The 23,999-nt window shown below is 67.2% G+C and carries 21 protein-coding genes and 3 pseudogenes; 18 read left to right on the forward strand and 6 right to left on the reverse strand.

The genetic code is table 11. The annotated features are described in order from the left end of the window. Positions 1 to 23: 23 nt before the first annotated feature. Positions 24 to 1,253 (reverse strand): phosphoglycerate dehydrogenase, encoded by a 1,230-nt coding sequence (gene serA, locus BMG07_RS01825; RefSeq protein WP_198082913.1) that lies wholly within the window; start codon positions 1,251 to 1,253, stop codon positions 24 to 26. Positions 1,254 to 1,431: 178 nt separating this feature from the next. Between serA and ugpB the strand changes: the two genes are divergently transcribed. The 6 genes and pseudogenes from ugpB to BMG07_RS01855 all read left to right on the forward strand — a co-directional run bounded on the left by ugpB (position 1,432) and on the right by BMG07_RS01855 (position 9,070). Next, positions 1,432 to 2,745 (forward strand): sn-glycerol-3-phosphate ABC transporter substrate-binding protein UgpB, encoded by a 1,314-nt coding sequence (gene ugpB / locus BMG07_RS01830; protein WP_198082914.1) that lies wholly within the window; start codon positions 1,432 to 1,434, stop codon positions 2,743 to 2,745. Between the two features lie 123 nt (positions 2,746 to 2,868). Continuing rightward, complete coding sequence (gene ugpA / locus BMG07_RS01835) at positions 2,869 to 3,750, forward strand: sn-glycerol-3-phosphate ABC transporter permease UgpA (protein ID WP_198082915.1); 882 nt, start codon at positions 2,869 to 2,871, stop codon at positions 3,748 to 3,750. A gap of 48 nt (positions 3,751 to 3,798) precedes the next feature. Beyond that, positions 3,799 to 4,647: a sn-glycerol-3-phosphate ABC transporter permease UgpE gene (gene ugpE / locus BMG07_RS01840; protein ID WP_198082916.1), complete on the forward strand. Its 849-nt coding sequence runs from the start codon at positions 3,799 to 3,801 to the stop codon at positions 4,645 to 4,647. Between the two features lie 18 nt (positions 4,648 to 4,665). After that, positions 4,666 to 5,673: a sn-glycerol-3-phosphate ABC transporter ATP-binding protein UgpC gene (ugpC, locus tag BMG07_RS01845; protein ID WP_198082917.1), complete on the forward strand. Its 1,008-nt coding sequence runs from the start codon at positions 4,666 to 4,668 to the stop codon at positions 5,671 to 5,673. A 127-nt stretch (positions 5,674 to 5,800) separates the two neighbouring features. Continuing rightward, a complete protein-coding gene (ugpQ, locus tag BMG07_RS01850; protein WP_198082918.1) occupies positions 5,801 to 6,544 on the forward strand; it encodes a glycerophosphodiester phosphodiesterase in 744 nt (247 codons plus the stop codon). A 52-nt stretch (positions 6,545 to 6,596) separates the two neighbouring features. After that, positions 6,597 to 9,070, forward strand: a pseudogene (locus BMG07_RS01855) (DUF3772 domain-containing protein). Positions 9,071 to 9,080: 10 nt separating this feature from the next. Here BMG07_RS01855 and BMG07_RS01860 read toward each other — a convergent pair. Then, the gene (locus tag BMG07_RS01860; RefSeq protein WP_198082919.1) at positions 9,081 to 9,551 is read right to left on the reverse strand and encodes an Lrp/AsnC family transcriptional regulator; all 471 of its coding nucleotides are present in this window, start codon (positions 9,549 to 9,551) and stop codon (positions 9,081 to 9,083) included. 270 nt (positions 9,552 to 9,821) lie between these two features. On the opposite strand from BMG07_RS01860, the gene BMG07_RS01865 reads away from it, so the two are divergent. From BMG07_RS01865 to BMG07_RS01880, 4 genes and pseudogenes are all read left to right on the forward strand, one after another. Continuing rightward, the gene (locus tag BMG07_RS01865; protein WP_269758550.1) at positions 9,822 to 10,748 is read left to right on the forward strand and encodes an ABC transporter substrate-binding protein; all 927 of its coding nucleotides are present in this window, start codon (positions 9,822 to 9,824) and stop codon (positions 10,746 to 10,748) included. Between the two features lie 81 nt (positions 10,749 to 10,829). Then, positions 10,830 to 11,724 (forward strand): annotated as a pseudogene (locus BMG07_RS01870) (ABC transporter permease). After that, on the forward strand, positions 11,724 to 12,518 hold the full coding sequence (locus BMG07_RS01875; RefSeq protein ID WP_198082921.1) for an ABC transporter ATP-binding protein: 795 nt from the start codon (positions 11,724 to 11,726) through the stop codon (positions 12,516 to 12,518). Before BMG07_RS01870 ends, BMG07_RS01875 begins: the two are co-directional and overlap by 1 nt. Beyond that, positions 12,518 to 13,045, forward strand: coding sequence for a GNAT family N-acetyltransferase (locus tag BMG07_RS01880; protein ID WP_198082922.1), 528 nt, complete (start codon positions 12,518 to 12,520; stop codon positions 13,043 to 13,045). Before BMG07_RS01875 ends, BMG07_RS01880 begins: the two co-directional genes overlap by 1 nt. A gap of 7 nt (positions 13,046 to 13,052) precedes the next feature. On the opposite strand, the gene BMG07_RS01885 is transcribed toward BMG07_RS01880, so the two are convergent. Beyond that, complete coding sequence (locus BMG07_RS01885; protein ID WP_198082923.1) at positions 13,053 to 13,331, reverse strand: hypothetical protein; 279 nt, start codon at positions 13,329 to 13,331, stop codon at positions 13,053 to 13,055. Between the two features lie 116 nt (positions 13,332 to 13,447). On the opposite strand from BMG07_RS01885, the pseudogene hemA reads away from it, so the two are divergent. The 6 genes and pseudogenes from hemA (at position 13,448) to BMG07_RS01915 (ending at position 19,013) form a co-directional block, all read left to right on the forward strand. Beyond that, positions 13,448 to 14,718 (forward strand): annotated as a pseudogene (hemA, locus tag BMG07_RS01890) (glutamyl-tRNA reductase). 101 nt (positions 14,719 to 14,819) lie between these two features. Further along, positions 14,820 to 15,908 carry a peptide chain release factor 1 gene (prfA, locus tag BMG07_RS01895; protein ID WP_198082924.1) on the forward strand — a complete coding sequence of 363 codons (1,089 nt, stop codon included), beginning with the start codon at positions 14,820 to 14,822 and terminating at the stop codon, positions 15,906 to 15,908. After that, the gene (gene prmC / locus BMG07_RS01900; RefSeq protein ID WP_198082925.1) at positions 15,908 to 16,759 is read left to right on the forward strand and encodes a peptide chain release factor N(5)-glutamine methyltransferase; all 852 of its coding nucleotides are present in this window, start codon (positions 15,908 to 15,910) and stop codon (positions 16,757 to 16,759) included. The genes prfA and prmC overlap by 1 nt, the downstream gene beginning before the upstream one ends. 29 nt (positions 16,760 to 16,788) lie before the next feature. Next, positions 16,789 to 17,118: a Grx4 family monothiol glutaredoxin gene (gene grxD / locus BMG07_RS01905; protein WP_198082926.1), complete on the forward strand. Its 330-nt coding sequence runs from the start codon at positions 16,789 to 16,791 to the stop codon at positions 17,116 to 17,118. 16 nt (positions 17,119 to 17,134) lie between these two features. Then, complete coding sequence (locus tag BMG07_RS01910; RefSeq protein WP_198082927.1) at positions 17,135 to 17,650, forward strand: cupin domain-containing protein; 516 nt, start codon at positions 17,135 to 17,137, stop codon at positions 17,648 to 17,650. 52 nt (positions 17,651 to 17,702) lie between these two features. Beyond that, positions 17,703 to 19,013 (forward strand): hemolysin family protein, encoded by a 1,311-nt coding sequence (locus BMG07_RS01915; RefSeq protein WP_198082928.1) that lies wholly within the window; start codon positions 17,703 to 17,705, stop codon positions 19,011 to 19,013. A gap of 6 nt (positions 19,014 to 19,019) precedes the next feature. Here BMG07_RS01915 and BMG07_RS01920 read toward each other — a convergent pair whose 3' ends face one another. Beyond that, on the reverse strand, positions 19,020 to 19,688 hold the full coding sequence (locus BMG07_RS01920; protein WP_198082929.1) for a lytic transglycosylase domain-containing protein: 669 nt from the start codon (positions 19,686 to 19,688) through the stop codon (positions 19,020 to 19,022). Further along, positions 19,685 to 21,430: a proline--tRNA ligase gene (locus BMG07_RS01925; protein ID WP_198082930.1), complete on the reverse strand. Its 1,746-nt coding sequence runs from the start codon at positions 21,428 to 21,430 to the stop codon at positions 19,685 to 19,687. The genes BMG07_RS01920 and BMG07_RS01925 overlap by 4 nt, the downstream gene beginning before the upstream one ends. A 145-nt stretch (positions 21,431 to 21,575) precedes the next feature. Here BMG07_RS01925 and BMG07_RS01930 point away from each other — a divergent pair, with 145 nt between their 5' ends. Both BMG07_RS01930 and BMG07_RS01935 read left to right on the forward strand, forming a co-directional pair. Then, positions 21,576 to 22,241 carry an RNA pyrophosphohydrolase gene (locus tag BMG07_RS01930; protein WP_198082968.1) on the forward strand — a complete coding sequence of 222 codons (666 nt, stop codon included), beginning with the start codon at positions 21,576 to 21,578 and terminating at the stop codon, positions 22,239 to 22,241. Then, positions 22,192 to 22,782, forward strand: coding sequence for a CNP1-like family protein (locus tag BMG07_RS01935; RefSeq protein ID WP_198082931.1), 591 nt, complete (start codon positions 22,192 to 22,194; stop codon positions 22,780 to 22,782). Before BMG07_RS01930 ends, BMG07_RS01935 begins: the two co-directional genes overlap by 50 nt. Before the next feature lie 39 nt (positions 22,783 to 22,821). Here BMG07_RS01935 and proB read toward each other — a convergent pair whose 3' ends face one another. Then, positions 22,822 to 23,961, reverse strand: a complete 1,140-nt coding sequence (gene proB, locus BMG07_RS01940; RefSeq protein WP_198082932.1) for a glutamate 5-kinase — start codon at positions 23,959 to 23,961, stop codon at positions 22,822 to 22,824. Positions 23,962 to 23,999 lie beyond the last annotated feature (38 nt).

A 23,999-nucleotide genomic window follows, 5' to 3' on the forward strand; every position in this document is an offset into this window, starting at 1 on the left:
CCCGCACCACCGGAAAACCCGGTTCAGAACAGCACGCGGCTGCGGATGGTGCCGTTCACCTTGGCCAGCTTTTCCAGCGCCAGGTCGGACGAGGCGGCGTCGATGTCCATCACCACGTAGCCGACCTTCTCGTTGGTCTGCAGGTACTGCGAGGCGATGTTGATGTTGTTGTCCGAGAAGATCTTGTTGATCTCAGACAGCACGCCCGGCACGTTCTTGTGGATGTGCAGCAGCCGGTGCTTGCCGTGGTGCGCGGGCAGCGCCACCTCGGGGAAGTTGACCGACGAGATGGAGGTGCCGTTGTCGCTGTACTTGACCAGCTTCTCGGCCACCTCGCCGCCGATGTTGGCCTGAGCCTCCATGGTGGAGCCGCCGATGTGCGGGGTCAGGATCACGTTGTCCAGGCCGCGCAGCGCCGAAACGAACTCGTCCTTGTTGCTGCCCGGCTCGACCGGAAACACGTCGATGGCGGCGCCCCAGAGCTTCTTGGCCTTGATGGCATTGGCCAGCGCCTCGATCTCGACCACGGTGCCGCGCGCGGCGTTGATCAGGATGCCGCCCGGCTTCATGGCCGCGATTTCCGCCTCGCCGATCATCCACTTGGTGGACGGCAGTTCGGGCACGTGCAGGGTCACGATGTCGCTCTGGGCCAGCAGGTCGTGCAGCTTGGGCACCTGGCGGGCGTTGCCCAGCGGCAGCTTGCTGACCACGTCGTAGAAGGCCACGTGCATGCCCAGCGCCTCGGCCAATACCGACAGTTGCGTGCCGATGGAGCCATAACCCACGATACCCAGCGTTTTTCCGCGAATTTCGTGCGAGTTGACGGCCGACTTGAGCCAGCCGCCGCGGTGTGCCAGCGCGTTCTTCTCGGGAATGCCGCGCAGCAGCAGGATGGCCTCGGCCAGCACCAGCTCGGCCACCGAGCGGGTATTCGAATAGGGGGCGTTGAACACCGCCACGCCGCGCTCACGGGCCGCGTCCAGGTCGACCTGGTTGGTGCCGATGCAGAAGCACCCCACCGCCACCAGCTTGGGCGCGGCCGACAGCACGTCGGCCGTGAGCTGGCTCTGCGAACGGATGCCCAGGAAATGCACGTCGGCCAGCTTGGCCTTGAGCTCCTCGCCCTGCAAGGCCTTGGGCAGGGTCTCGATCTGCGAGTACCCGGCACCCCGGATCACCTCGATGGCCGAAGGATGGACGCCTTCAAGAAGAAGGAACTTGATCTTGCTTTTGTCGAGAGAGGTTTTGCTCATGCCCGAAGGCTAGCATGGTGCAGCGCAGCAAGCGGCGCACCAAACGGGAGCGCGGACGGTCAAAAGGGTTTCCCCGGTTTGAGCTAAATCGCGTTCATGCGAAAACAACCGCCGCGAAACGTTCACATTCGTAACCTAATATCGCGGGTCTCAAATCCCCCTCTCAGGAGTCTTTTTCATGCGCTTCAAGACGCTCGCCATCGCCTCCGCGCTGGCCGCTACCCTGGCCGTGCCAGTTCTCGCCCAGGCCCAGACGGAAATCCAGTGGTGGCACTCGATGGACGGTGCCCTGAACGACTGGGTCAACGACCTCGCCAAGCAATTCAACGAGAGCCAGAAAGAGTACAAGGTCGTGCCCACCTACAAGGGTGAATACGACCAGTCGATGGCCGCCGGCATTGCCGCCTACCGCTCGGGCAACGCGCCCGACATCCTGCAGGTGTTCGAAGTGGGCACCGCCACCATGATGTACTCCAAGGGCGCCATCAAGCCCGTGGCCGACGTCATGAAGGAAGGCGGCCAGAAGTTCGACCCCAAGGCCTACATCCCCGCCGTGGCCGGCTACTACACGGCCCCCAACGGCCAGATGCTGTCGTTCCCGTTCAACAGCTCGACGACGGTTTTCTACTACAACAAGGACGCCTTCAAGACCGCCGGCCTGGACCCCGAAAAGGCGCCCGCCACCTGGCCTGAAGTCGTCTCGGCCGCCGCCAAGCTCAAGGCCAGCGGCAACCAGTGCCCGTTCACCACCTCGTGGATGAGCTGGGCCCAGCTGGAGAGCTTCTCTGCCTGGCACAACACCTCGTACGCGACCAAGAACAACGGCTTCGGCGGCCTGGACGCCCGCCTGGAATTCAACTCGCCGCTGCACGTTCGCCACTTCGAGAACCTGTCGAACATGGCCAAGCAAGGCCTGTTCGTCTACAAGGGCCGCGCCAGCAAGCCGATCACGTCGTTCACCTCGGGTGAATGCGCGATGTTCATCGGCTCGTCGGGCAGCTACGCCAGCGTGAAGCGCGACGCCAAGTTCAAGTTCGCCGAGTCGGCGCTGCCCTACTACCCGGACGTGCAGGGCGCACCGCAGAACACCATCGTCGGCGGCGCCAGCCTGTGGGTGATGTCGGGCAAGTCGGCCGACCACTACAAGGGCGTGGCCCAGTTCTTCACCTTCCTGTCGAGCCCCAAGGTGCAGTCGGAAAGCCACATGCGCACCGGCTACCTGCCGATCACCATGGCCTCGTATGAGCTGACCGAAAAGGCCGGCTTCTACAAGGAAAACCCGGGCACCGACGTGGCCGTGAACCAGATGATCAAGAAGACCACCGACAAGTCGCGCGGCGTGCGCCTGGGCAACCTGCCCCAGATCCGCGCCATCGAGGACGAGGAAACCGAACTGATCTGGACCGGCAAGAAGACCCCGAAGGAAGCCCTGGACAGCGCCGTGAAGCGCGGCAACGAACTTTTGGTGAAATTCCAGGCCGCAAACAAGTAAGCTCTGCACCCGGCCAACCGGCGCGAACGAATGTTCGTTTCGGTTCGTTTTAAGATCGCAAGCCAGCCTGCCCCGTGCAGTGCTGGCTCTTTGCTTATGTGTCTGTTGACCTGAACGCCCCCCATGGAAAAACGCGTCCTTTTTCGCTCGAGCTGGCTGCCCTGGGCATTGCTCGCTCCCCAGCTGATCATCGTCGGCGTCTTCTTCTTCTGGCCCGCCGGTCAGGCGCTGGTGCAATCGCTGCAGCAGCAGGATGCCTTCGGCAACTCGGTCACCTGGGTGGGCTTCGACAATTTCGTGGCGCTGTGGAACGACAGCACCTACATGGCCTCGTTCCAGACCACGCTGATCTTCTCGACGCTGGTCACCGTGCTGGGCCTGGGCATCGCGCTGGTGCTGGCCGTGTTCGCCGACCGCGTGGTGCGCGGCTCGCGCTTCTACCGCAGCGTGCTGATCCTGCCGTACGCGGTGGCGCCGGTGGTGACCGGCCTGCTGTGGTCGTTCATGTTCTCGTCGTCGATCGGCATCGTCGCCTATTGGCTCAAGAAGATGGGCTTCAGCTGGAACCACCTGCTGAACGGCGGCGACGCGATGGCGCTGGTCGTCATGGCGGCCGTGTGGAAGCAGATTTCCTACAACTTCCTGTTTTTCCTGGCGGGCCTGCAGTCGATCCCGAAGTCGCTGATCGAGGCCGCCGCCATCGACGGCGCGCGCCCGATGCGCCGCTTCTGGACCATCCAGTTCCCGCTGCTCACCCCCACCACCTTCTTCCTGCTGGTGATCAACATGGTGTACGCCTTCTTCGACACCTTCGCGATCATCGACGCCACTACGCAGGGCGGCCCCGGCAAGGACACCGCCACGCTGGTGTACCGCGTGTACTTCGACGGCTTCCGCGGCATGGACTTCGGCGGCGCCGCCGCGCAGTCCGTGGTGCTGATGGCCATCGTCATCTGCCTCACGGTGCTGCAGTTCCGCTACGTCGAAAAGAAGGTCCAGTACTGATGACCTCCGCCCTCATGCAATTCAACTCCACCACCACGGAGGCCCGCCATGGTTGAGCGACGCGCCTCACTCGGCATCCTCGCGCACGCGATCATGATCTTCGGCGTGCTGCTGGTGGTCTTCCCGATCTACCTGGCGTTCGTGGCCTCCACGCACACGCCACAGGAAATCATGCAGGCGCCGATGCCGATCCTGCCCGGCGGCAACTTCTGGGAAACCTACAAGGCCGCGCTCACGGGCGGCGGGCGCACCAGCACCAACGTGTCGGTGGCCCGCATGATCTGGGTCAGCACGGTCATCACCTTCATCATCACCTTCGGCAAGATCAGCATCTCGCTGCTGTCGGCGTTCGCGGTGGTGTACTTCCGCTTCCCGCTGCGCAGCCTGTGCTTCTGGCTGATCTTCATCACGCTGATGCTGCCGGTGGAAGTGCGCATCGGCCCGACGTACCAGGTGGTGGCCAGCCTGGGCATGATCAACACCTTCGCCGGGCTCTCGGTGCCGCTGATTGCCTCGGCCACGGCCACCTTCCTGTTCCGCCAGTTCTTCCTGACGGTGCCCGACGAGCTGGTGGAAGCCGCGCGCGTCGACGGCGCGGGCGCCATGCGCTTCTTCAAGGACATCCTGCTGCCGCTGTCCAAGACCAGCATCGCGGCGCTGTTCGTGATCCAGTTCATCTACGGCTGGAACCAGTACCTCTGGCCGCTGATCGCCGCCACGAGCGAGAACATGTACCCGATCGTGGTGGGCATCAAGGCCATGACCGGCAACGGCGAATCGCCGGTGGACTGGAACGTGGTCATGGCCACCGCCGTGCTGGCCATGCTGCCCCCGGGCATCGTGGTGGTGCTGATGCAGAAGTGGTTCGTCAAGGGCCTGGTCGATACCGACAAATAAACGCAGAACGAACGAAAAATGGCTGCTCTCTCTCTACGCAACGTCATCAAGCGCTACGGCCACGGGCCGAAAGCCAACCAGGTCATTCACGGCGTGAGCGCCGAAATCGCCGACCATGAGTTCATCGTCATCGTCGGGCCCTCGGGCTGCGGCAAGTCGACGCTGCTGCGCATGGTGGCCGGCCTGGAGGAAGTCTCGGCCGGCGAAATCTGCATCGGCGATCGCGTGGTGAACAACCTCGAGCCCTCCGAGCGCGACATCGCGATGGTGTTCCAGAACTACGCGCTCTACCCGCACATGACGGTCTTCGACAACATGGCCTACGGCCTGAAGATCCTCAAGGTGCCGGTGCCCGAGATCAAGACGCGCGTCGACAAGGCCGCCAAGATCCTCGAGCTGGGCCACCTGCTCGCGCGCAAGCCGCGCGAACTGTCGGGCGGCCAGCGCCAGCGCGTGGCCATGGGCCGCGCCATCGTGCGCCAGCCCAAGGTGTTCCTGTTCGACGAGCCGCTGTCCAACCTGGACGCCAAGCTGCGCGCGCAGACCCGCCTCGAAATCCAGAAGCTGCACCGCGAGCTGGGCATCACCTCGCTGTTCGTCACGCACGACCAGGTCGAGGCCATGACGCTGGCGCAGCGCATCATCGTGATGAACGGCGGCGTGATGGACCAGTTCGCCACGCCCGAGGAGGTGTACACGCGCCCCGCCACCACCTTCGTGGCGAGCTTCATCGGCTCGCCGCCGATGAACCTGCTCAAGCACGCACCGGGCGTGCGCCCGGGCCAGATCCTGGGCATCCGCCCCGAGCACATGAAGCTCGACGAAAGCGGCTGGACGGTGCAGGTCGAGCAGGTCGAGCTGCTGGGCGCCGAGCGCCTGGTGTACGGCCGCATCGGCGACGAGCAGATCATCATGCGCACCGACGAAGGCGACCGCCCGCCGGTGGCCGGCGACACGGTGAAGATCGCCGCGCGCGAAGACAAGCTGCACTGGTTCGACGCCGGCTCCGGCAAGCGCGTGGACTGATCATGCTCGCCCCCAGGCTGCGCGCACTTCGTGTCGCTTCGCCAACCCCCTACCGGGGGCGACACCAGCGGCCCGGCAAAGCCGGTTCCGCGGTGTCTCGCGAAAAAGCCGGGAGCACACCCGAAAGATGACCATGAATTCCTGGCCCTACCCCCGCTGGGTCGCGCACCGCGGCGCCGGCAAGCTGGCGCCCGAGAACACGCTCGCGGCCTTCAAGCTCGGCGCGGCGCACGGCTACCGCATGTTCGAGTGCGACGCCAAGCTCAGCGCCGACGGCGTGCCTTTCCTCATGCACGACGCCAAGCTCGACCGCACCACCAGCGGCAAGGGCATCGGCGGCGAGCAGCCGTGGCAGGCGCTGTCGCAGCTCGACGCGGGGGGCTGGCATTCGCGTGCCTTCGCGGGCGAGCCGCTGCCCACGCTGGAGAACATCGCGCGCTTCTGCCTGGCCAACGGCCACCTGCTGAACATCGAGATCAAGCCCACGCCCGGCGTGGAGCGCGAGACCGGCGAGGTGGTGGCGCGCGAAGCCGCGCGCCTGTGGCAGGGCGCGGCCGTGCCGCCGCTGCTCACGTCGTTCCAGGTCGATTCGCTGAAGGGCGCGCAAGCCGTGCAGCCCGAACTGCCGCGCGGCCTGCTGCTCGATGCGCTGCGCAAGGACTGGCTCGAAACCGCCGTGCAACTGGGTTGCGTGGCCGTGGTCTGCAACCATGCGCTGTGGGACGCCGGCGTGGTCGCGCAAGTGCACGGCGCAGGCATGCGCGCGCTGAGCTATACCGTGAACGACGAATGGGCCGCGCAGCGCCTCATCGACCTGGGCACCGACGGCATCATCACCGACCGCGTCGACCTCTTCAGCCCTGCCGGCTGAGGCGCACGTTTCTTACAGGCCCTTACTTCATGGCCGCTTCTATGATGCGGCCATGAAACGGACCTCTCGCCTGGCGAGCTACTGCCTCGCCATCCTGCTGGCCCTGTCGACGTGCGGCGTCGCGCTCGCGCAGCCCGATGCCAGCATGAACGCCGGCAACGGCGGCAACCCCAACAACAGCGCCAACACCGCCGCCGCGCCGGCCCCGGCACCCACGGTGGCCGAGCTGCGCACGCAGTTCAACAAGATCGCGGCCGCAACGGCCAGCAGCCCCGACGACGACCCGCGCAAGCAGCTCGCGCAGATCAGCGACATCGGCGCGCAGGCCGACAAGTTCGTGGCCGCGCGCACCGGCGACCTCGCCGACCTCAACGCCCGCCTCGGCGAACTCGGCAACCCGCCGGCCGCCGGCGCCACCGAAGACCCCGACATCACGCGCCAGCGCGCGCGCCTGACCAAGGAGCGCAACGCGCTCGACGCCGACATCCGCCTGGCGAAGCTGCTGTCGATCGACGTGCGCCAGCGCGGCGCCGATCTGCTGTCGCAGCGGCGCGAGATGTTCGAGGCCCAGCTCACCGAGCGCGCGGCCTCGCCGCTGACGGGCGCCTTCTGGACCGACCTGCAGGACGCCTGGCCCGACGACCTCGAGCGGCTGCAGGCCATGGGTTCGGCACTGAACGACGGCTTCGAGCAGGCGCTGGTGCCGGCGTCGCGCACGCTGGTGATCGCGGCGCTGATCGGCGCGCTGCTGCTGGCGTTCCTGGGCGTCTGGGGTGCCGAGCGCGTGCTCGCGCGGCTCGCGACGCGGCTGCTGCCGGCCGGACGGCTGCGGCGCTCGCTGCTGGTGATTGCCATCGTGGGCAGCCACGTGCTGCTGGTGGCGGTGGCCGCGCACGGCTTCGTGGAAGTGCTCAAGGCCCACGCCACCTGGGACCCGCAGGCGCGCAAGGCGCTGCAATCGGCGGCGCAGGCGCTGACTTTCATGGCCTTCGTCATCGGCCTGGGCCGCGCGCTGCTGGCCACCTCGCGCCCGTCATGGCGGCTGCCGCCCATTCCCGACGCCACGGCCGGCAAGCTCGCCGCCCTGCCCTGGCTGGTGGCGCTGGTGGCCGCGCTGGCGTGGACGCCGGCCGAGGTCAATGCGCTGATCGACGCCAGCTTCGCGGCCGTGGTGGCCACGCACGTGCTGACGGCGCTGGTGCTGACCGCGCTGGTCGGCACCGTGATCTACCGGCTCAAGGCGCTGCGCGCCGACGCGCCCGAGGCCGGCCTGCCCGAGCGGCCGATGTGGGTCGGCCTGCTGGTGGCGCTGATCGGTGCGCTGATGATCGCCATCTGGGTGCTGGTGGCGCTGGGCTACGTGGCACTGGGCAGCTTCCTGGCCTCGCAGCTCACGTGGACCGGCATCGTGGCCGCGGCCTTCTACGTGCTGTTCAAGTTCGCCGACGACGTGTTCATGGCCATCGTGTCGTCGCGCAGCACCTTCGGCCAGAGGCTGCAGAAGAGCTTCGGCCTGGCGCCGCAGACGCTCGACCAGGCGGCCACGGTGCTGTCGGGCATCAGCCGCGTGGCGCTGTTCGTGTACATGCTGATTGCGCTGGCCGCGCCGCTGGGCACCTCGCCGGGCGAGGTGTTCCAGCGCAGCGGCAAGCTGGGCACCGGCGTGAAGGTGGGCGAGTTCCAGCTGGTGCCGGGCGCGATTTTGAGCGCGCTGAGCGTGGCGGTGGTGGGCTTCATCCTGCTGCGGGTGTTCAAGCGCTGGCTCACGCGCAGCTACCTGCCGAACACGCAATTCGAGCCGGGCATGCAGAGCTCGATCACCACCTTGCTGGGCTACGTGGGCGGGATCCTGGTGATCGCGTTCACGCTGTCGGCGCTGGGCATCGGCATCGAGCGCATCGCGTGGGTGGCGAGCGCGCTGTCGGTGGGTATCGGCTTCGGCCTGCAGGCATCGTGCAGAACTTCATCTCGGGGCTGATTTTGTTGGCGGAGCAGCCGGTGAAGGTGGGCGACTGGGTGGTGCTGGGCACGGCCGAGGGCGACGTGCGGCGCATCAACGTGCGCGCCACCGAGATCCAGCTGGGCGACCGCTCGACGCTGATCGTGCCGAACTCGGAGTTCATCACCAAGACCGTGCGCAACATGACGCTGGCCAACGCCGAGGGCCGCGTGCTGATCCGCCTGCCGATGCCGCTGACCACCGACGCGCAGCGCGTGCGCGACCTGATCCTGGCGGCCTGCAAGGCGCATGAGGGCGTGCTGGAGACACCGGCGCCTTCGCTCACGCTCGAAGGCATCGAGAACGGGCTGCTGATCTTCCAGGCCATCGCCTACGTGGCGAGCCCCCGGCTCGCGGGCGGCGTGCGCAGCGACCTGCTGTTCGTGATCCTCGACGAGCTGAAGAAGGCCTCGCTGCCGCTGGCGGTGCCGACGATGGTGATGGCCGCGGCCGCCACGCCCGAGCCGCTTCCCACGCCCGGGGTGCCCTCGTCGCCCGCCTCGCCGATTCCGGGCATGCCGGGCTGACGCCCTGTCGTCACTCCAGCGGCAAGGCCGTGGTGAACTTGATCTCGTTCAGGCACACGCTGGAGCGCACCGCCGACACGCCCGGCATGTGCATCAGCGTGTGCATCAGGAACTGCGAGAGCGACTCCAGGTCTTGCGCCACGACCTTGAGCACGTAGTCGAAGTCGCCCGTCACCGAGTAGCACTCCAGGATCTGCTTCATGTCGGAGATCAGGTCCTGGAACTTGGGCAGCTCGTCGACATGGCCGCGCGCCATGGTCACGTGAATGAAGGCGATCACGCCCAGCCCCACGCGGCGCGCGTTCAGCCGCGCCGCATAGCCGTGGATGAGGCCCAGCTCCTCCAGCCGCCGGTGGCGCCGCAGGCACTGCGCGGGCGAAAGGTTGGCCGCTTCGGCCAGTTCCAGGTTCGACGTGCGGCCGTGCACCTGCAAGTGCTCCAGAATCCGCCGATCGATCCGGTCGAGTTCGATCTCATGCAATTTCGTCTCCCAATGCACCAATCAGATGCAATTTTATGGCGCAAAGCGGGGTAAGTCCGGGCCTTTGATGCACCTTAATTGTGCAAAGTACGATCTAGACTCCAAAGCTGCCGGAACTGCACGCTGCAATTCCGGCCCGCTGGATCTCAGGCCCCGGCTCCGCCGGCGGCTTCACTCAGACCTCAGACACATCCATTCCTCTCCGGAGACCCTCACGTGAAAAACGCTTTGCTTCGCACTCCCTTCAGCGCAGTGGCCCTGGCCCTCGGCATGCTGGCCGCCGCGCCTTCGTTCGCGGCCGACACCAAGTCGGTGGCCGTGACGGCCATCGTGGAGCACCCGGCGCTGGACGCCGTGCGCGACGGCGTGAAGGCCGAGCTGAAGGCTTCCGGCTACGAAGAAGGCAAGAACCTCAAGTTCACCTACCAGAGCGCACAGGGCAACGTCGGCACCGCCGCGCAGATCGCGCGCAAGTACGTGGGCGATGCGCCCGACGTGATCGTGGCCATCGCCACGCCGTCGGCGCAGGCCGTGGTGGCCTCCACCAAGACCATTCCGGTCGTGTACTCGGCCATCACCGACCCGGTGGCCGCCAAGCTGGTGAAGAACTGGGACGCCACCGGCACCAACGTGACCGGCGTGTCGGACCTGTCGCCGCTGGAAAAGCACATCGCCCTCATCAAGCAGGTGGTGCCCAACGCCAAGCGCATCGGCGTGATCTACAGCCCCGGTGAAGCCAACTCGGTGGCCATCGTCGACTCGCTGAAGAAGGCCGCCTCGGCCGCCGGCATGACCGTGGTCGAAGCCGCCGCCGCCCGCACGGTCGACGTGCCCACCGCCGCCCAGAGCCTGGTCGGCAAGGCCGACGTGATCTACACGCCCACCGACAACAACGTGGTCTCGGCCTTCGAGGGCATCGTGAAGGTCGCCCAGCAGGCCAAGCTGCCCGTGGTGGCGGCCGACACGGCCACCGTCGAGCGCGGCGCCGTGGCGGCCCTGGGCCTGAACTACAGCGACATCGGCCGCCAGACCGGCAAGATCGTGGTGCGCATCCTCAAGGGCGAAAAGCCCGGCACCATCGCCTCGCAGACCAGCACCAACTTCGAGCTGGTGGTGAACCCCGGCGCGGCCAAGCTGCAAGGCGTGACGCTGTCCGACGAGCTGCTGAAGACGGCGAAGGTCGTGAGCACCAAGTAATTCCCCGACGGGACCGCGCCCCGGTGGCCTCCACCGGGGCGCGCCCGTTTCTGCCTCGCCGCCTGCCGGAAGCCTCCCCCCATGTCCCTCATCGCCTCGCTGGGCGCCATCGAGATCGGTCTGATATTCGGACTGGTCGCTCTGGGCGTCTTCATGTCGTTTCGCATCATCAACTTTCCCGACCTCACGGTGGACGGCAGCTTTCCGCTGGGCGCCGCCGTGGCCGCGACGCTGATCGTCGCCGGCTGGAACCCGGCCGCCGCCACCGCGGTGGCCTGCGTGGCCGGCGCCGCCTCGGGCTGGGTCACGGCCTGGCTCAACGTCAAGCTGAAGATCATGCAATTGCTCGCGAGCATCCTGTGATGATCGCGCTGTACTCCGTCAACCTGCGCGTGATGGGCAAGCCCAACGTGGCGCTCATCACCGAACCCACCGTGTTCAGCATGGTCGACTTCGGCGGCATGCCCGAGCAGTGGGCCAAGCCGCTGTTGCTGCTCCTGATCGTGATCGTCGCCAAGATCCTGGTCGACATGTTCTTTGCCTCGGAAGCCGGCCTGGCGATGCGCGCCACCGGCGGCAACGCGCGCATGGCGCGGGCCCAGGGCATTTCGACCGACTTCCACACCATGCGGGCCTGGCGCTGTCGAACGCGCTGGTGGCGCTGGCCGGCGCGCTGTTCGCGCAGAGCCAGGGCACGGCCGACATCTCGATGGGCGTGGGCACGATCGTGATCGGCCTGGCCGCGGTGATCATCGGCGAGACGCTGCTGCCCGCGCGCAGCATGATCATCACCACGCTGGCCTGCGTGCTGGGCGCGCTGCTGTACCGCTTTTTCATCGCGATGGCGCTGAACACCGACTTCATGGGCCTGCAGGCGCAAGACCTGAACCTGGTGACGGCCGTGCTGGTGGCCGTGGCGCTGCTGGTGCCCGCCTACAAGCGCAAGCTGCGCGGACTCTTCAAGGGGAAGAACTGATGTTGCGCGCCCAACAACTCGAGATGACCTTCAACCCGGGCACGCCGATCGAGAACCGCGTGCTGCGCGGCCTCAGCCTGGAGATTCCCACCGGCCAGTTCGTCACCGTGATCGGCTCGAACGGCGCGGGCAAGTCGACTTTCCTCAATGCGGTGAGCGGCGACCTGATCGTCGACAAGGGCAGCATCGAGATCGACGGCAAGGACGTGACGCGCATGAACGCCTGGCAGCGCTCGGGCATGGTCGCCCGCGTGTTCCAGGACCCGATGGCCGGCACCTGCGAGGCGCTGACCATCGAGGAGAACATGGCGCTGGCGTGGAAGCGCGGCGAGCGCCGCAGCTTCGGCTTTGCGCTCAACCGCAACCTGCGCGAGCTGTTCCGCGAGAAGCTGTCGATCCTGAAGCTGGGGCTGGAGAACCGGCTGGCCGACCGCATCGGGCTGCTGTCGGGCGGGCAGCGGCAGGCGGTGAGCCTGCTGATGGCGTCGCTGAAACCCTCGCGCATCCTGCTGCTCGACGAGCACACGGCAGCGCTCGACCCGAAGACCGCCGCCTTCGTGCTGGAGCTGACGGCCAAGATCGTCGAAGGCAGCCAACTGACCGCGATGATGGTCACGCACAGCATGCGCCAGGCGCTGGACTACGGTTCGCGCACGGTGATGCTGCACGAGGGCCAGGTGATTCTCGACGTGGCCGGACCGCAGCGCGCGGGCCTGGACGTGCCCGACCTGCTGCGCATGTTCGAGCAGACGCGCGGCGAAAAGCTCGACGACGACAAGCTGCTGCTGGCCTGATGCCTCCCGCCGGCGCCCTCCTCGTGCGCGCGATGCGCGCCGACGACCTCGACGCCGTGCTCGCGATCCAGCTCGCCTGCTACGGCGCGGGGTTCGTCGAGGACGGCGCGCTGATCGCGCGGCGGCTCGCGAGCGCGCCGCACACGGGCTGGGTGGCCGAGCATGGCGGCGGCGTGCGGGCCTATCTGGCGGGTTATCCGTCGGTGGTCGGCAAGCTGACGCCGTTGCACGGCGAATTCGAAGTGGCCGCGCGGGCCGATGCGCTGTACCTGCACGACCTGGCGGTACACCCCGACGCCTCGGGACTGGGCCTGGGTCCGCGGCTGGTGCGCCATGGCTGGGCCCACGCGGTGCAGGCCGGATGGCGGCATTCGACGCTGGTGTCGGTGCAGTCCTCGGTCGGTTTCTGGGAGCGCCAGGGCTACACGGCGACACAGCCTGTGGGCCCTGAGCAACAGGCCCGGCTCGCCACCTACCCCGGCGAATCGGTCTACATGCGCCGCGGGCTGGACCTGGATCTGGGCTGACCGGCCTTCAGCGGCGCCAGCCGCGCATCGCCAGCCACTGGACGGTGCCGCAGACCACCACGAGCGCGGCATAGGTCGCCATCATGCCGTCGCGCCCGGACACCACGAGGCCGATCACCGAGACCCCCACGCCGGCCAGGAAGGTCAGCGCCCACTGCAGCCACCAGCGCGGCACGCCCGCGCGCCGGCCGCCCAGGTAACGGCCCGCGAACACCAGCACCAACGCCATGAAGGCCGCCGGGGCGACGAAGTTGAGCAGGTGGTTGAAAAGGTCCAGCAGGTCCATCGGAAGGGGCCGCGCTTGTGTCGGCCGGGTCATGCGGCTCAGGATATGGCTGTCATAGGGAAAGCCATTTGCCCCTCGGCCCACCCGGTGCGGCTGCTGATTTTATAATCACGGGAATGTCTGTCTGGGCTCTTGGCTTGAACCACACGACCGCGCCGCTCGATCTGCGCGGTCGTTTCGCGTTCGCGCTCGACCAGATCGCCCCGACGCTGCAGAGCCTGCGCAGTTCGTTCAGCACCGGCCGGCACCCGCAGGTCGAGGCCGCGATCATCTCCACCTGCAACCGCACCGAGATCTATTGCGCCTCCGAGCAGGTCGCGCTCGACCACACCTTCGGCTGGCTGGCCCAGAGCGGCGGCGTGGCCCCCGCCCTGCTGCGCTCGCATGCCTACACCCTGCACGGCGACGAAGCCGCCCGCCACGCCTTCCGCGTGGCCAGCGGGCTCGACTCGATGGTGCTGGGCGAGCCCCAGATCCTCGGGCAGATGAAAGACGCCGTGCGCGCGGCCGAAACCGCCGGCGCGCTCGGCAGCACGCTCAACCAGCTGTTCCAGCGCTCCTTCGCCGTGGCGAAGGAAGTGCGCACCGCCACCGAGATCGGCGCGCATTCCATCAGCATGGCCGCCGCCGCCGTGCGACTGGCCGGCCAGCTCTTCGAAGACCTGCGCAAGACGCGCGTGCTGTTCGTGGGCGCAGGCGAAATGATCGACCTTGCCGCCACGCACTTCGCGGCCAAGGAGCCCAAGTCGATCGGCATTGCCAACCGCACGCTGGAGCGCGGCGAAAACTGGCCTCGCGCTTCGGCGGCGAGGCCATGCGCCTGGCCGACCTGCCGTCGCGGCTGGCCGAATTCGACATCATCGTGAGCTGCACCGCGAGCACGCTGCCGATCATCGGCCTGGGCGCCGTCGAGCGCGCGCTCAAGGCGCGCAAGCACCGCCCGATGTTCATGGTCGACCTGGCCGTGCCGCGCGACATCGAGCCTGAAGTGAAGGCGCTCGAAGACGTGTACCTCTACACCGTCGACGACCTCGCGCAGGTGGTGCAACAGGGCCAGGCCAACCGCCAGGCCGCCGTGGCGCAGGCCGAGGTGATCATCGACGCCGGCGTGCAGAGCTTCATGCACTGGCTGGGCCAGCGCGGCACCGTGCCGCTGATCCAGCAGCTCAACGCGCAGGCCGACGAATGGCGCGCCGCCGAAATGGCGCGCGCGCGCAAGCTGCTGGCCAAGGGCGAGTCGGTCGATGCGGTGCTCGAGGCGCTGTCGCGCGGGCTCACCCAGAAGATGATGCACGGCGCCATGGCCGAGCTGCACTCGGGCGATGCCAGTTCGCGCGAGCAGACGGCGCAAACCATCTCGCGCCTGTTCCTGCGCAAAGAGCGTTAGCGACGCTGGTCGGTGGCCCGGCGTGCCCGGGCCGCGCTCCTTCATGCGCCCTGCCGCTGCATCGCGGCTTTACCCTCCCATTTTTCCGAGCCCCCTTCGCCGTGAAATCCTTTCTGCGCCATCAACTCGAACGCTACGCCCAGCGCCTGGGCGAGCTCGACTTCCTGCTTTCGCGCGAAGACATCATGAGCGACATGGCGCAGTACCGCACCATCTCGCGCGAGCACGCCGAGGTCACGCAGATCGCGGGCCGCTACGAGCGCTATCGGCAGCGCGAGGCCGACATCGCCGGCGCCAGGGAAATGCTCGACGACCCCGACATGGCCGAGATGGCGCGCGAGGAAATCTCGGGCGCCGAGGCCGAGCTGGTGCAGCTCGAGGAAGAGCTGCAGCGCCTGCTGCTGCCCAAGGACCCGGACGACGCGCGCAACGCTTTTCTCGAAATCCGCGCGGGCACGGGCGGCGACGAATCGGCGCTGTTCGCGGGCGACCTGCTGCGCATGTACACGCGCTACTGCGAGCGCGCCGGCTGGCGCTGCGAAGTGGTGAGCGAAAGCGAGAGCGAGCTCGGCGGCTACAAGGAAGTGGTGGTGCGCATCTCGGGCGACGAGGTGTTCGGCCACCTGCGCTTCGAGTCGGGCGGCCACCGCGTGCAGCGCGTGCCGGCCACCGAGACGCAGGGCCGCATCCACACCAGCGCCTGCACGGTCGCCGTGCTGGCCGAGCCCGACGAGGCCGTGGCCGTGCAGATCAACCCGGCCGACCTGCGCATCGACACGTACCGTGCGAGCGGCGCGGGCGGGCAGCACATCAACAAGACCGACTCGGCCGTGCGCATCACGCACATTCCGACCGGCATCGTGGCCGAGTGCCAGGACGACCGCAGCCAGCACCGCAACAAGGCCAAGGCACTGCAGGTGCTGTCCGCGCGCATCCAGGAAAAAGACCGCAGCGAGCGCGCGGCCAAGGACGCGGCCATGCGCAAGGGCCTGATCGGCAGCGGCGACCGCTCGGACCGCATCCGCACGTACAACTTTCCGCAGGGCCGGCTCACCGACCACCGCATCAATCTCACGCTCTACAAGCTGCTGGCCATCATGGAAGGCGACCTGGGCGACGTGCTCGACGCCTTGCGCGCCGCGCGCGAGGCCGAGCAACTGGCCGAGCTGGAATCGAGCCTGCCCGCGTGATGACCGCCGACAACCCGAAGCCGAGCACCGTGGCGCAGGCGCTGGCCGCCGCCGTCGCGCTGGGCGTCGACCGGCTCGACGCGCAGTTGCTGCTGCTGCACGCGCTGGGCCGCGCCACGCATGACCGCGCATGGCTGCTGGCGCACGACACCGATGCGATGCCGGACGCGGCGTGGTCCGCGCTCTCGGCGCAACTGTCGCGCCGCCTGGCGGGCGAGCCGGTGGCCTACCTGCTCGGCGAGAAGGAATTCCACGGCCTCGACCTGCGGGTCGACGCACGCGTGCTGGTGCCGCGCCCCGACACCGAGACGCTGGTCGAATGGGCACTGGAGTGCCTCGAAGGTCATGCCGCCCCGCGCGTGCTCGACCTCGGCACGGGCAGCGGCGCGATCGCGCTGGCCCTGCAGCACGCGCGCAGCGATGCGCGGGTCGATGCGGTCGACGCCAACGCCGACGCACTGGCGGTCGCCCAGGCCAACGCGCAGCGCCTGGGCCTGCCGGTGCGCTTCGCTCACGCGAACTGGCTCGACGGCGCCGACAGCGGCTACATGGTCATCGCCAGCAACCCGCCGTACATTGCCGCCGGCGACCCGCATCTGCCGGCCCTGCGGCACGAACCCGTTGCCGCGCTGGTCGCGGGCACCGACGGGCTCGACGATATTCGCCAGATCGTCCAGAACGCCTCCGCGCACCTCGCGCAAGGCGGATGGCTGCTGCTCGAACACGGCCACGACCAGGCCGCGGCCGTGCGCCAATTGCTCGCCGAACGCGGTTTCGCCGAAGTGCAAAGCCGCGACGACCTCGCCGGCATCCAGCGCTGCTCCGGCGGAATCTGGCGCACGGTGAAATAATCCCTTCAGCCCACTTTTCAGGAGTCCCCATGTCCGACGCTCAACAACGCATCGACGACCTCGTCAAAACCAACGACCTCGTGCTCTTCATGAAGGGCAATGCCAGCTTCCCGATGTGCGGCTTCTCGGGCCGTGCGATCCAGATCCTGAAGGCGGTCGGCGTCGACACCAAGGCGCTGAAGACCGTCAACGTGCTCGAAGACGACGGTATCCGCCAGGGCATCAAGGAATACAGCAACTGGCCCACGATTCCCCAGCTCTACGTGAAGGGCGAATTCGTCGGCGGCTCGGACATCATGATGGAGATGTACGAGTCGGGCGAGCTGCAGCAAGTCATCGGCGGCGGCGCTTCGGCCTGATTTCAGGGGCCCCGCGATGAGCCACGATCACGACAAGGATCACGGCCATTCGCACGAGGCCGGCTCGGCCGAACCGGCCTGGAAGCACGACGGCGTGCGCGTGGTCGCGGCCAACCAGCTCGACGTCAACACCGCGCAGACGCCCGGCATGAACCGGGCGGCCGCCATCAACTTCGCGCGCGTCGGCGCGCAGAAGCTGTGGGCCGGCACCGTGACCATCCATGCCGACGCCAAGACCGGCGCCCACCACCACGGGCACCTCGAATCGGTGATCTATGTCGTGCGTGGCCGGGCCCGCATGCGCTGGGGCGAAAAGCTCGAGTTCACGGCCGAGGCCGGACCGGGCGACTTCATCTATGTGCCGCCCTACGTGCCGCACCAGGAAATCAACGCCAGCGCGACCGAGCCGCTCGAATGCGTGCTGTGCCGCAGCGACGGCGAAGCGGTGGCCGTGAACCTCGACATCGAGCCCGTCGAAAAGCCTGAATCGGTGTTGTGGGTCGATCCCACGCACCCGCACGGCGGCGTCTGAGCGTTTTTCGCGGGCCGAGTCATGGCACCATGGCATTCTTCGCCGTGCCACCATGACCCTGACCCAAAGCCTGCTCATCATCGCCTTGCTGATCGCGATGAGCGCGTTCTTCTCCCTCGCCGAAATCACCCTGGCCGCCTCGCGCCGCCTGCGCCTGCGCCAGATGGCCGACGAAGGCGACCCGCGCGCGGAAAAAGTGCTGCGGGTGCAGGAGCAGCCGGGCCACTACTTCACCGTCGTGCAGATCGGGCTGAATGCCGTGGCCATTCTTGGCGGCGTGGTCGGTGAGGGCTCGCTCAGCCCGTATTTCGCGGTGTTCTTCGAGCGTTGGTTCAGCGTCGAGGCCTCGGCCAACATCGCGTTCCTGTGCTCGTTCGTGATCGTCATCGCGGTGTTCCTGGTGTTCGCCGACCTGTTCCCCAAGCGGCTGGGCATGAGCAACCCCGAGCAGCTCGCGGTGCGCATGGTCGGGCCGATGCAGGTGCTGATCACCACCTTCAAGCCGCTGGTGTGGTTCTTCACGCGCTGCACCGACCTGCTGTTCAAGGTGCTGGGCATGCCGATGGCGCGCGACGACAAGATCACCTCGGCCGACATCCTGGCCATGACCGAGGCCGGCGCGCGGGCCGGCGTGCTCGCGGTGCGCGAGCAGCAGGTGATCGCCAACGTGTTCGAGCTGGAGACCCGCCTCGTGAGCAGCGTGATGACGGCGCGCGAAAGCATCGCCTGGTTCCTGCACGACGACCCCGAGACGGTGCTGCGCGCGCGCATCGTGGCCGAACCCTTCTCGGCCTACCCCGTGTGCGACGGCGACATCGACCATGTGCTGGGCTATGTCGACGCCAAGGACATGTTCCAGCGCGTGCTCAGCGGCCAGCCGCTGGCCTTCGACCAGGGCCTGCCGCTGCACAAGGCGCTCGTCATTCCCGACCGGCTCTCGCTGACCGAGGTGCTCGAGCAGTTCCAGCAGGCGCACGAAGACTTCGCGATCATCGTCAACGAATACAGCCTGGTGGTGGGCGTGATCACGTTGAACGACGTGATGAGCACGGTGATGGGCGACCTCGTCTCCATGCCCGACGAGGAGCAGATCGTGCAGCGCGACGAGAACTCGTGGCTCATCGACGGCATCACGCCGATCCAGGACGTGCAGCGCGCGCTGCACATCGACGAGCTGCCGCATTCGGAGGAGTACGAAACCCTGGCGGGCTTCCTGATGGTGATGCTGCGCCGCGTGCCCAAGCGCACCGACAACGTGACCTGGGGCGGCTACACCTTCGAGGTGATGGACGTCGACAGCTACCGCATCGACCAGGTGATGGTCACGAAGGGCTCGGGCACCGCGAAGGCGCCGGCCAGCTGAGGGTTTTCAGGCCGCCGAGCGGTCGCGCTCGCGGTCCCTGTCGTTGAACACCCAGAGCCGCTGGTTCGCGAACACGGCGTTGGGGTACGGCGACTTGCCCCGGCTGCCGTTGTAGCGGCCGAGCGTCATGTAGAGGTCGCCGTTTTCGCGGTCGAGGTAGTGCCGCAGGATCACGCAGCCGAAGCGCAGGTTGGTCTGCATGTGGAACAGCTTGGCCGGGTCGGCGTCGCCGATCACGCGGGTCCAGAACGGCATCACCTGCATGTAGCCGCGCGCGCCGGCGCTGGACACGGCGAACTTGCGGAAGTTGCTCTCGACCTGCACCAGCCCCAGCACCAGGCTCACGTCCAGCCCCGAGCGCTTGGACTCGTACCAGACGGTCTGCAGGAATTCCTTGCGCGACGGCCAATCGGGAATTTTCTTCTTGAGCCGCTCGCTCATTTCGCCGAGCCAGCGCAGGTAGACCAGCCGGGCCTCGGTGTTCCCGAACTCGGGCACCGGCGGCGCCTTGTTGTGAATGGCCGAACTCAGCGCGGTGCGCACCGAGTCGATCAAAGGCTCTTCGATCTGCGCGCCGGCCTGGGCGGTCTGCGGCAGCGACAGCATGGTGAGGGCGCCTGCGGTCACGGCGCCGCCCACGCACTGGCGCCGCGAGAGGCCGCCCTCCACGCTCATTTCGCGAGCTTGCCGGTGATGAACTCGGCGATGCCGGCGGCCGGCACCTTGGTGGCCGCGGTGTCGCGCCGGCCCTGGTATTCGAGCTGGCCTTCCTTCAGGCCGCGGTCGGAGATGACCACGCGGTGCGGCACGCCGATGAGTTCCCAATCGGCGAACATCGCGCCGGGGCGCTCGCCACGGTCGTCCAGCAGCACGTCGACGCCGGCCGCGAGCAGTTGCTCGTAGAGGGCTTCGGCCGCGACCTTGACCTCGGGGCTGCGGTCCATGCCGATGGGGCAGACCACCACGGTGAACGGCGCCAGCGCGTCGGGCCAGATGATGCCGCGCTCGTCGTGGTTCTGTTCGATGGCGGCGGCCGGCAGGCGCGTGATGCCGATGCCGTAGCAGCCCATCTCGAGGAACTGCGGCTTGCCGCCTTCGTCGAGGTAGGTGGCGTTCATGTCCTTGCTGTACTTGGTGCCGAGCACGAAGACGTGGCCCACCTCGATGCCGCGCTCGATGGCCAGCACGCCCTTGCCGTCGGGCGAGGCGTCGCCCGCGACCACGTTGCGGATGTCGGCAATGAAGTCGGGCTCGGGCAGGTCGCGGCCCCAGTTGACGCCGGTCATGTGGAAGTCGACCTCGTTGGCGCCGGTGATCCAGTCGGCCAGCACGGCGGCTTCGCGGTCGGCCACGAGCTTGACGGGCTTCTTGAGGTTCAGCGGGCCGAGGTAGCCGGGCTTGCAGCCGAAGTGCTCGTCGATCTCGGCCAGGGTCGCGAAGCGGAAGCCCTGGTCCAGGCCGGGCAGCTTGCCGACCTTGATCTCGTTCATGTCATGGTCGCCGCGCAGCAGCAGCAGCCAGACCTGCGAACCCTTGATGTTGCCGGCCGCGTCGACGATGTCGGTGGCCAGCACCAGCGACTTGATGGTGGTCGAGAGCGGCACGCCCAGCAGCTCGGCCACGTCGGCGCAGGTGCTCTTGCCGGGGGTCGGCGTCTTCTCGAGCGGCTTGGCGGCGGCGGGGCGCGGGCCGGCCGGGGCCAGGGCCTCGGCCTTTTCCATGTTGGCGGCGTAGCTGCTGTCGGGGCAGTAGACGATGGCGTCCTCACCGGTGGCGGCGATCACCTGGAATTCTTCGCTCAAGTCGCCGCCGATGGCGCCGCTGTCGGCCGCCACGGCGCGGTAGCGCAGGCCGAAGCGGTCGAAGATGTTGCGGTAGGCCTGCGCCATGACCTGGTAGCTGGCCTTGGCCGCGTCGAGGTCGCGGTCGAAGCTGTAGGCGTCCTTCATGATGAATTCGCGCCCGCGCATCAGGCCGAAGCGCGGACGGCGCTCGTCACGGAACTTGGTCTGGATCTGGTAGAAATTCTTCGGCAGCTGCTTGTAGCTGCGGATTTCCTGGCGCGCGATGTCGGTCACGACCTCTTCGCTGGTCGGCTGGATCACGAAGTCGCGGTCGTGCCGGTCCTTGATGCGCAGCAGCTCGGGGCCCATCTTCTCGAAGCGGCCGGTCTCCTGCCAGAACTCGGCCGGCTGCACGACGGGCATCGCCATCTCGACGGCGCCGGCGCGGTTCATTTCCTCGCGCACGATGGCCTCGACCTTGCGGATCACGCGCAGGCCCATGGGCATGTAGGTGTAGATGCCCGTGCCGAGCTTCTTGATCATGCCGGCCCGCATCATGAGCCGGTGGCTCGCGACCTCTGCGTCAGCGGGCGCTTCCTTGAGGGTGGAGACAAAAAATCGGGAAGCTTTCATCGGGATCGCGGTGATGGAATCGCTGGATTCGAAGTTGGGAAGTGGGGGACTGCTCCCCCGGAGAGACCCTGAGAGCCTGCATCGCAGCTTGCCGAGGGCAACCCGGCATGCATAATCGACTCAGTTCAAAAATTGGGGTTTGATTATGCTCGACCGGGACGGCTTCAGGCCCAACGTCGGCATCATCCTGCTCAACCAGAGAAACCAGGTTTTCTGGGGCAAGCGCATACGCACGCATTCCTGGCAGTTTCCGCAAGGCGGCATAGACCGCGGCGAAAGTCCCGAGCAAGCCATGTTCCGGGAACTGCACGAGGAAGTGGGGCTCCATCCGGAGCATGTGCGCATCGTGGCCCGTACCCGCGACTGGTTGCGCTACGAGGTGCCGGATCGGTTCATCCGCCGTGACGCACGGGGCCACTACAAAGGCCAGAAACAAATCTGGTATTTACTGCAACTCGTCGGCCACGATTGGGATCTCAACCTGCGTGCAACCGACCATCCCGAATTCGACGCCTGGCGCTGGCATGACTATTGGGTGCCGCTCGACGTTGTCGTCGAGTTCAAGCGCGGCGTCTACGAGATGGCGCTCACCGAGCTTGCTCGCTACCTGCCACGGCAGGATTTTCGCAACCGCTTCCTGCGCAGCAACGTGCGCGCCCGAGAATTCGAGCGCCATTCGCTGGACGCCGGCGCGCCTCCCGGACTGGACCTGCCGCCGGGCGGCAGCTTCGATCCGCATCCCGACATTCCTTCAGTGAGCGATGAACCTTCTCCCAACCACAACGCGCCCTTCCTTCCGACGCAACGCTGAACGCGCCCTGCTGCTCGCCTGTTTCGGCATTCTTGCCGGCTGCGCCTCGGGCAATCACGACACCGACAACGCCGACTGGGCCCAGTCCGGCATGCCGCCGCCGCCCAAGCGCACCGAGACGGACAAGGAGTGGGCCGAAACCGCGGTTCCGCCGCCACCGGCCTTCAGCGAGAGCCGCCTGCTGCCGATCGAGATGCCGCCGTACATGAGCCTGCAGTTCGGCGTCGACCCAAACACGATCGCCATCACGGGCGACGGCATCGTGCGCTACGTGGTGGTCGCGCACAACCGCGCGGGCGGCGCCGTCAATGCCTTCTATGAAGGCGTGCGCTGCTCGACCTCGGAAATGAAGAGCTATGCCCGCTACAACAGCGGCTCTTGGCAGGAAACGCCCAAGCCGGAGTGGAAGCGCTTCTACGACCTGAACTCCAACTACACCAAGGCGCTGGCCACCCAGGGCCTGTGCCGCGGCAATGCGCCGCGCGGCTCGGTCGGCGAAATGGTCCAGAACATCCGAAATCCGGTCCGGGAAGTGCAGTAAGCACAATGACAAACGGGGCCTTGCGCCCCGTTGTCGTTTTCAGCTCGGCATGAGCACCATGTTGTCGCGGTGAACCATTTCCGGCTCCGCGACATAGCCCAGCAGGCGCTCGAACTCGGACGAGGGCTTGCGGCACAGCAGGCGCGCCTCCACGCTCGAATAATTGGCCAGGCCTCGGGCCAGCTCCACGCCGTCGACATCGCGCACCGCGATCACGTCGCCGCGCGAGAACTCGCCCGAAACACTCGTCATGCCGATCGGCAGCAGGCTCTTGCCCTCGGCCCGCACCTTGGCGGCCGCGCCGGCATCGACGACGACGGCACCGCGCAACTGCAGGTGGTCGGCCATCCAGCGCTTGCGGGCCTGGTGCTTGGCGGTCTGCGCCACCAGCAGCGTGCCGATCGATTCACCACGCGTCAGCCGCAGCAGGGCATCGGATTCGCGACCCCAGGCGATGACCGTGGAAGCGCCCGAGCCGGCGGCGCGCTTGGCCGCCAGGATCTTGGTGATCATGCCGCCGCGACCGATGCTGGAGCCCGCGCCGCCCGCCATCGCCTCGAGCGCCGGGTCGCCCGCGGCAGCTTCGTGCACGAACTTCGCTTCCGGGTCCTTGCGCGGGTCGGCCGTGTAGAGGCCCTTCTGGTCCGTGAGGATGACCAACGCATCGGCCTCGACGAGGTTGGCCACGAGCGCGCCGAGCGTGTCGTTGTCGCCGAACTTGATCTCGTCGTTGACGACCGTGTCGTTCTCGTTGATGACCGGGACCACGCCCAGGCGAAGCAGCGTGACGAGGGTCGAGCGCGCATTGAGATAACGCTCGCGGTCGGCCAGGTCGGCGTGGGTCAGCAGCACCTGGGCGCTGCCGATCTGGTTTTCGCGCAGCTTAGTCTCGTACATCTGGGCCAGGCCCATCTGGCCGACGGCCGCTGCCGCCTGCAGCTCATGGATTTCGTGCGGGCGGGTGCGCCAGCCGAGGCGCTTCATGCCCTCGGCGATGGCGCCGCTGGACACCATCACCACCTCGCGGCCGTCGCGCACGAGTTCCGCGAGCTGACGGCACCATTCGCCGATGGCGCCTTCATCGAGACCGCGCCCCTCGTTGGTCACGAGGCTGGAGCCCACCTTGACGACGATACGGCGGGCGTCCCGCAAGGCGGTGGATCCAGAATTCGAAGTCATGTCGGCTGTAGCGGGTCGTGAATGCTGCGTTGATTTTC

Origin of the sequence: Variovorax sp. E3 (assembly GCF_016082275.1) — a bacterium.
GTDB lineage: Bacteria > Pseudomonadota > Gammaproteobacteria > Burkholderiales > Burkholderiaceae_C > Variovorax.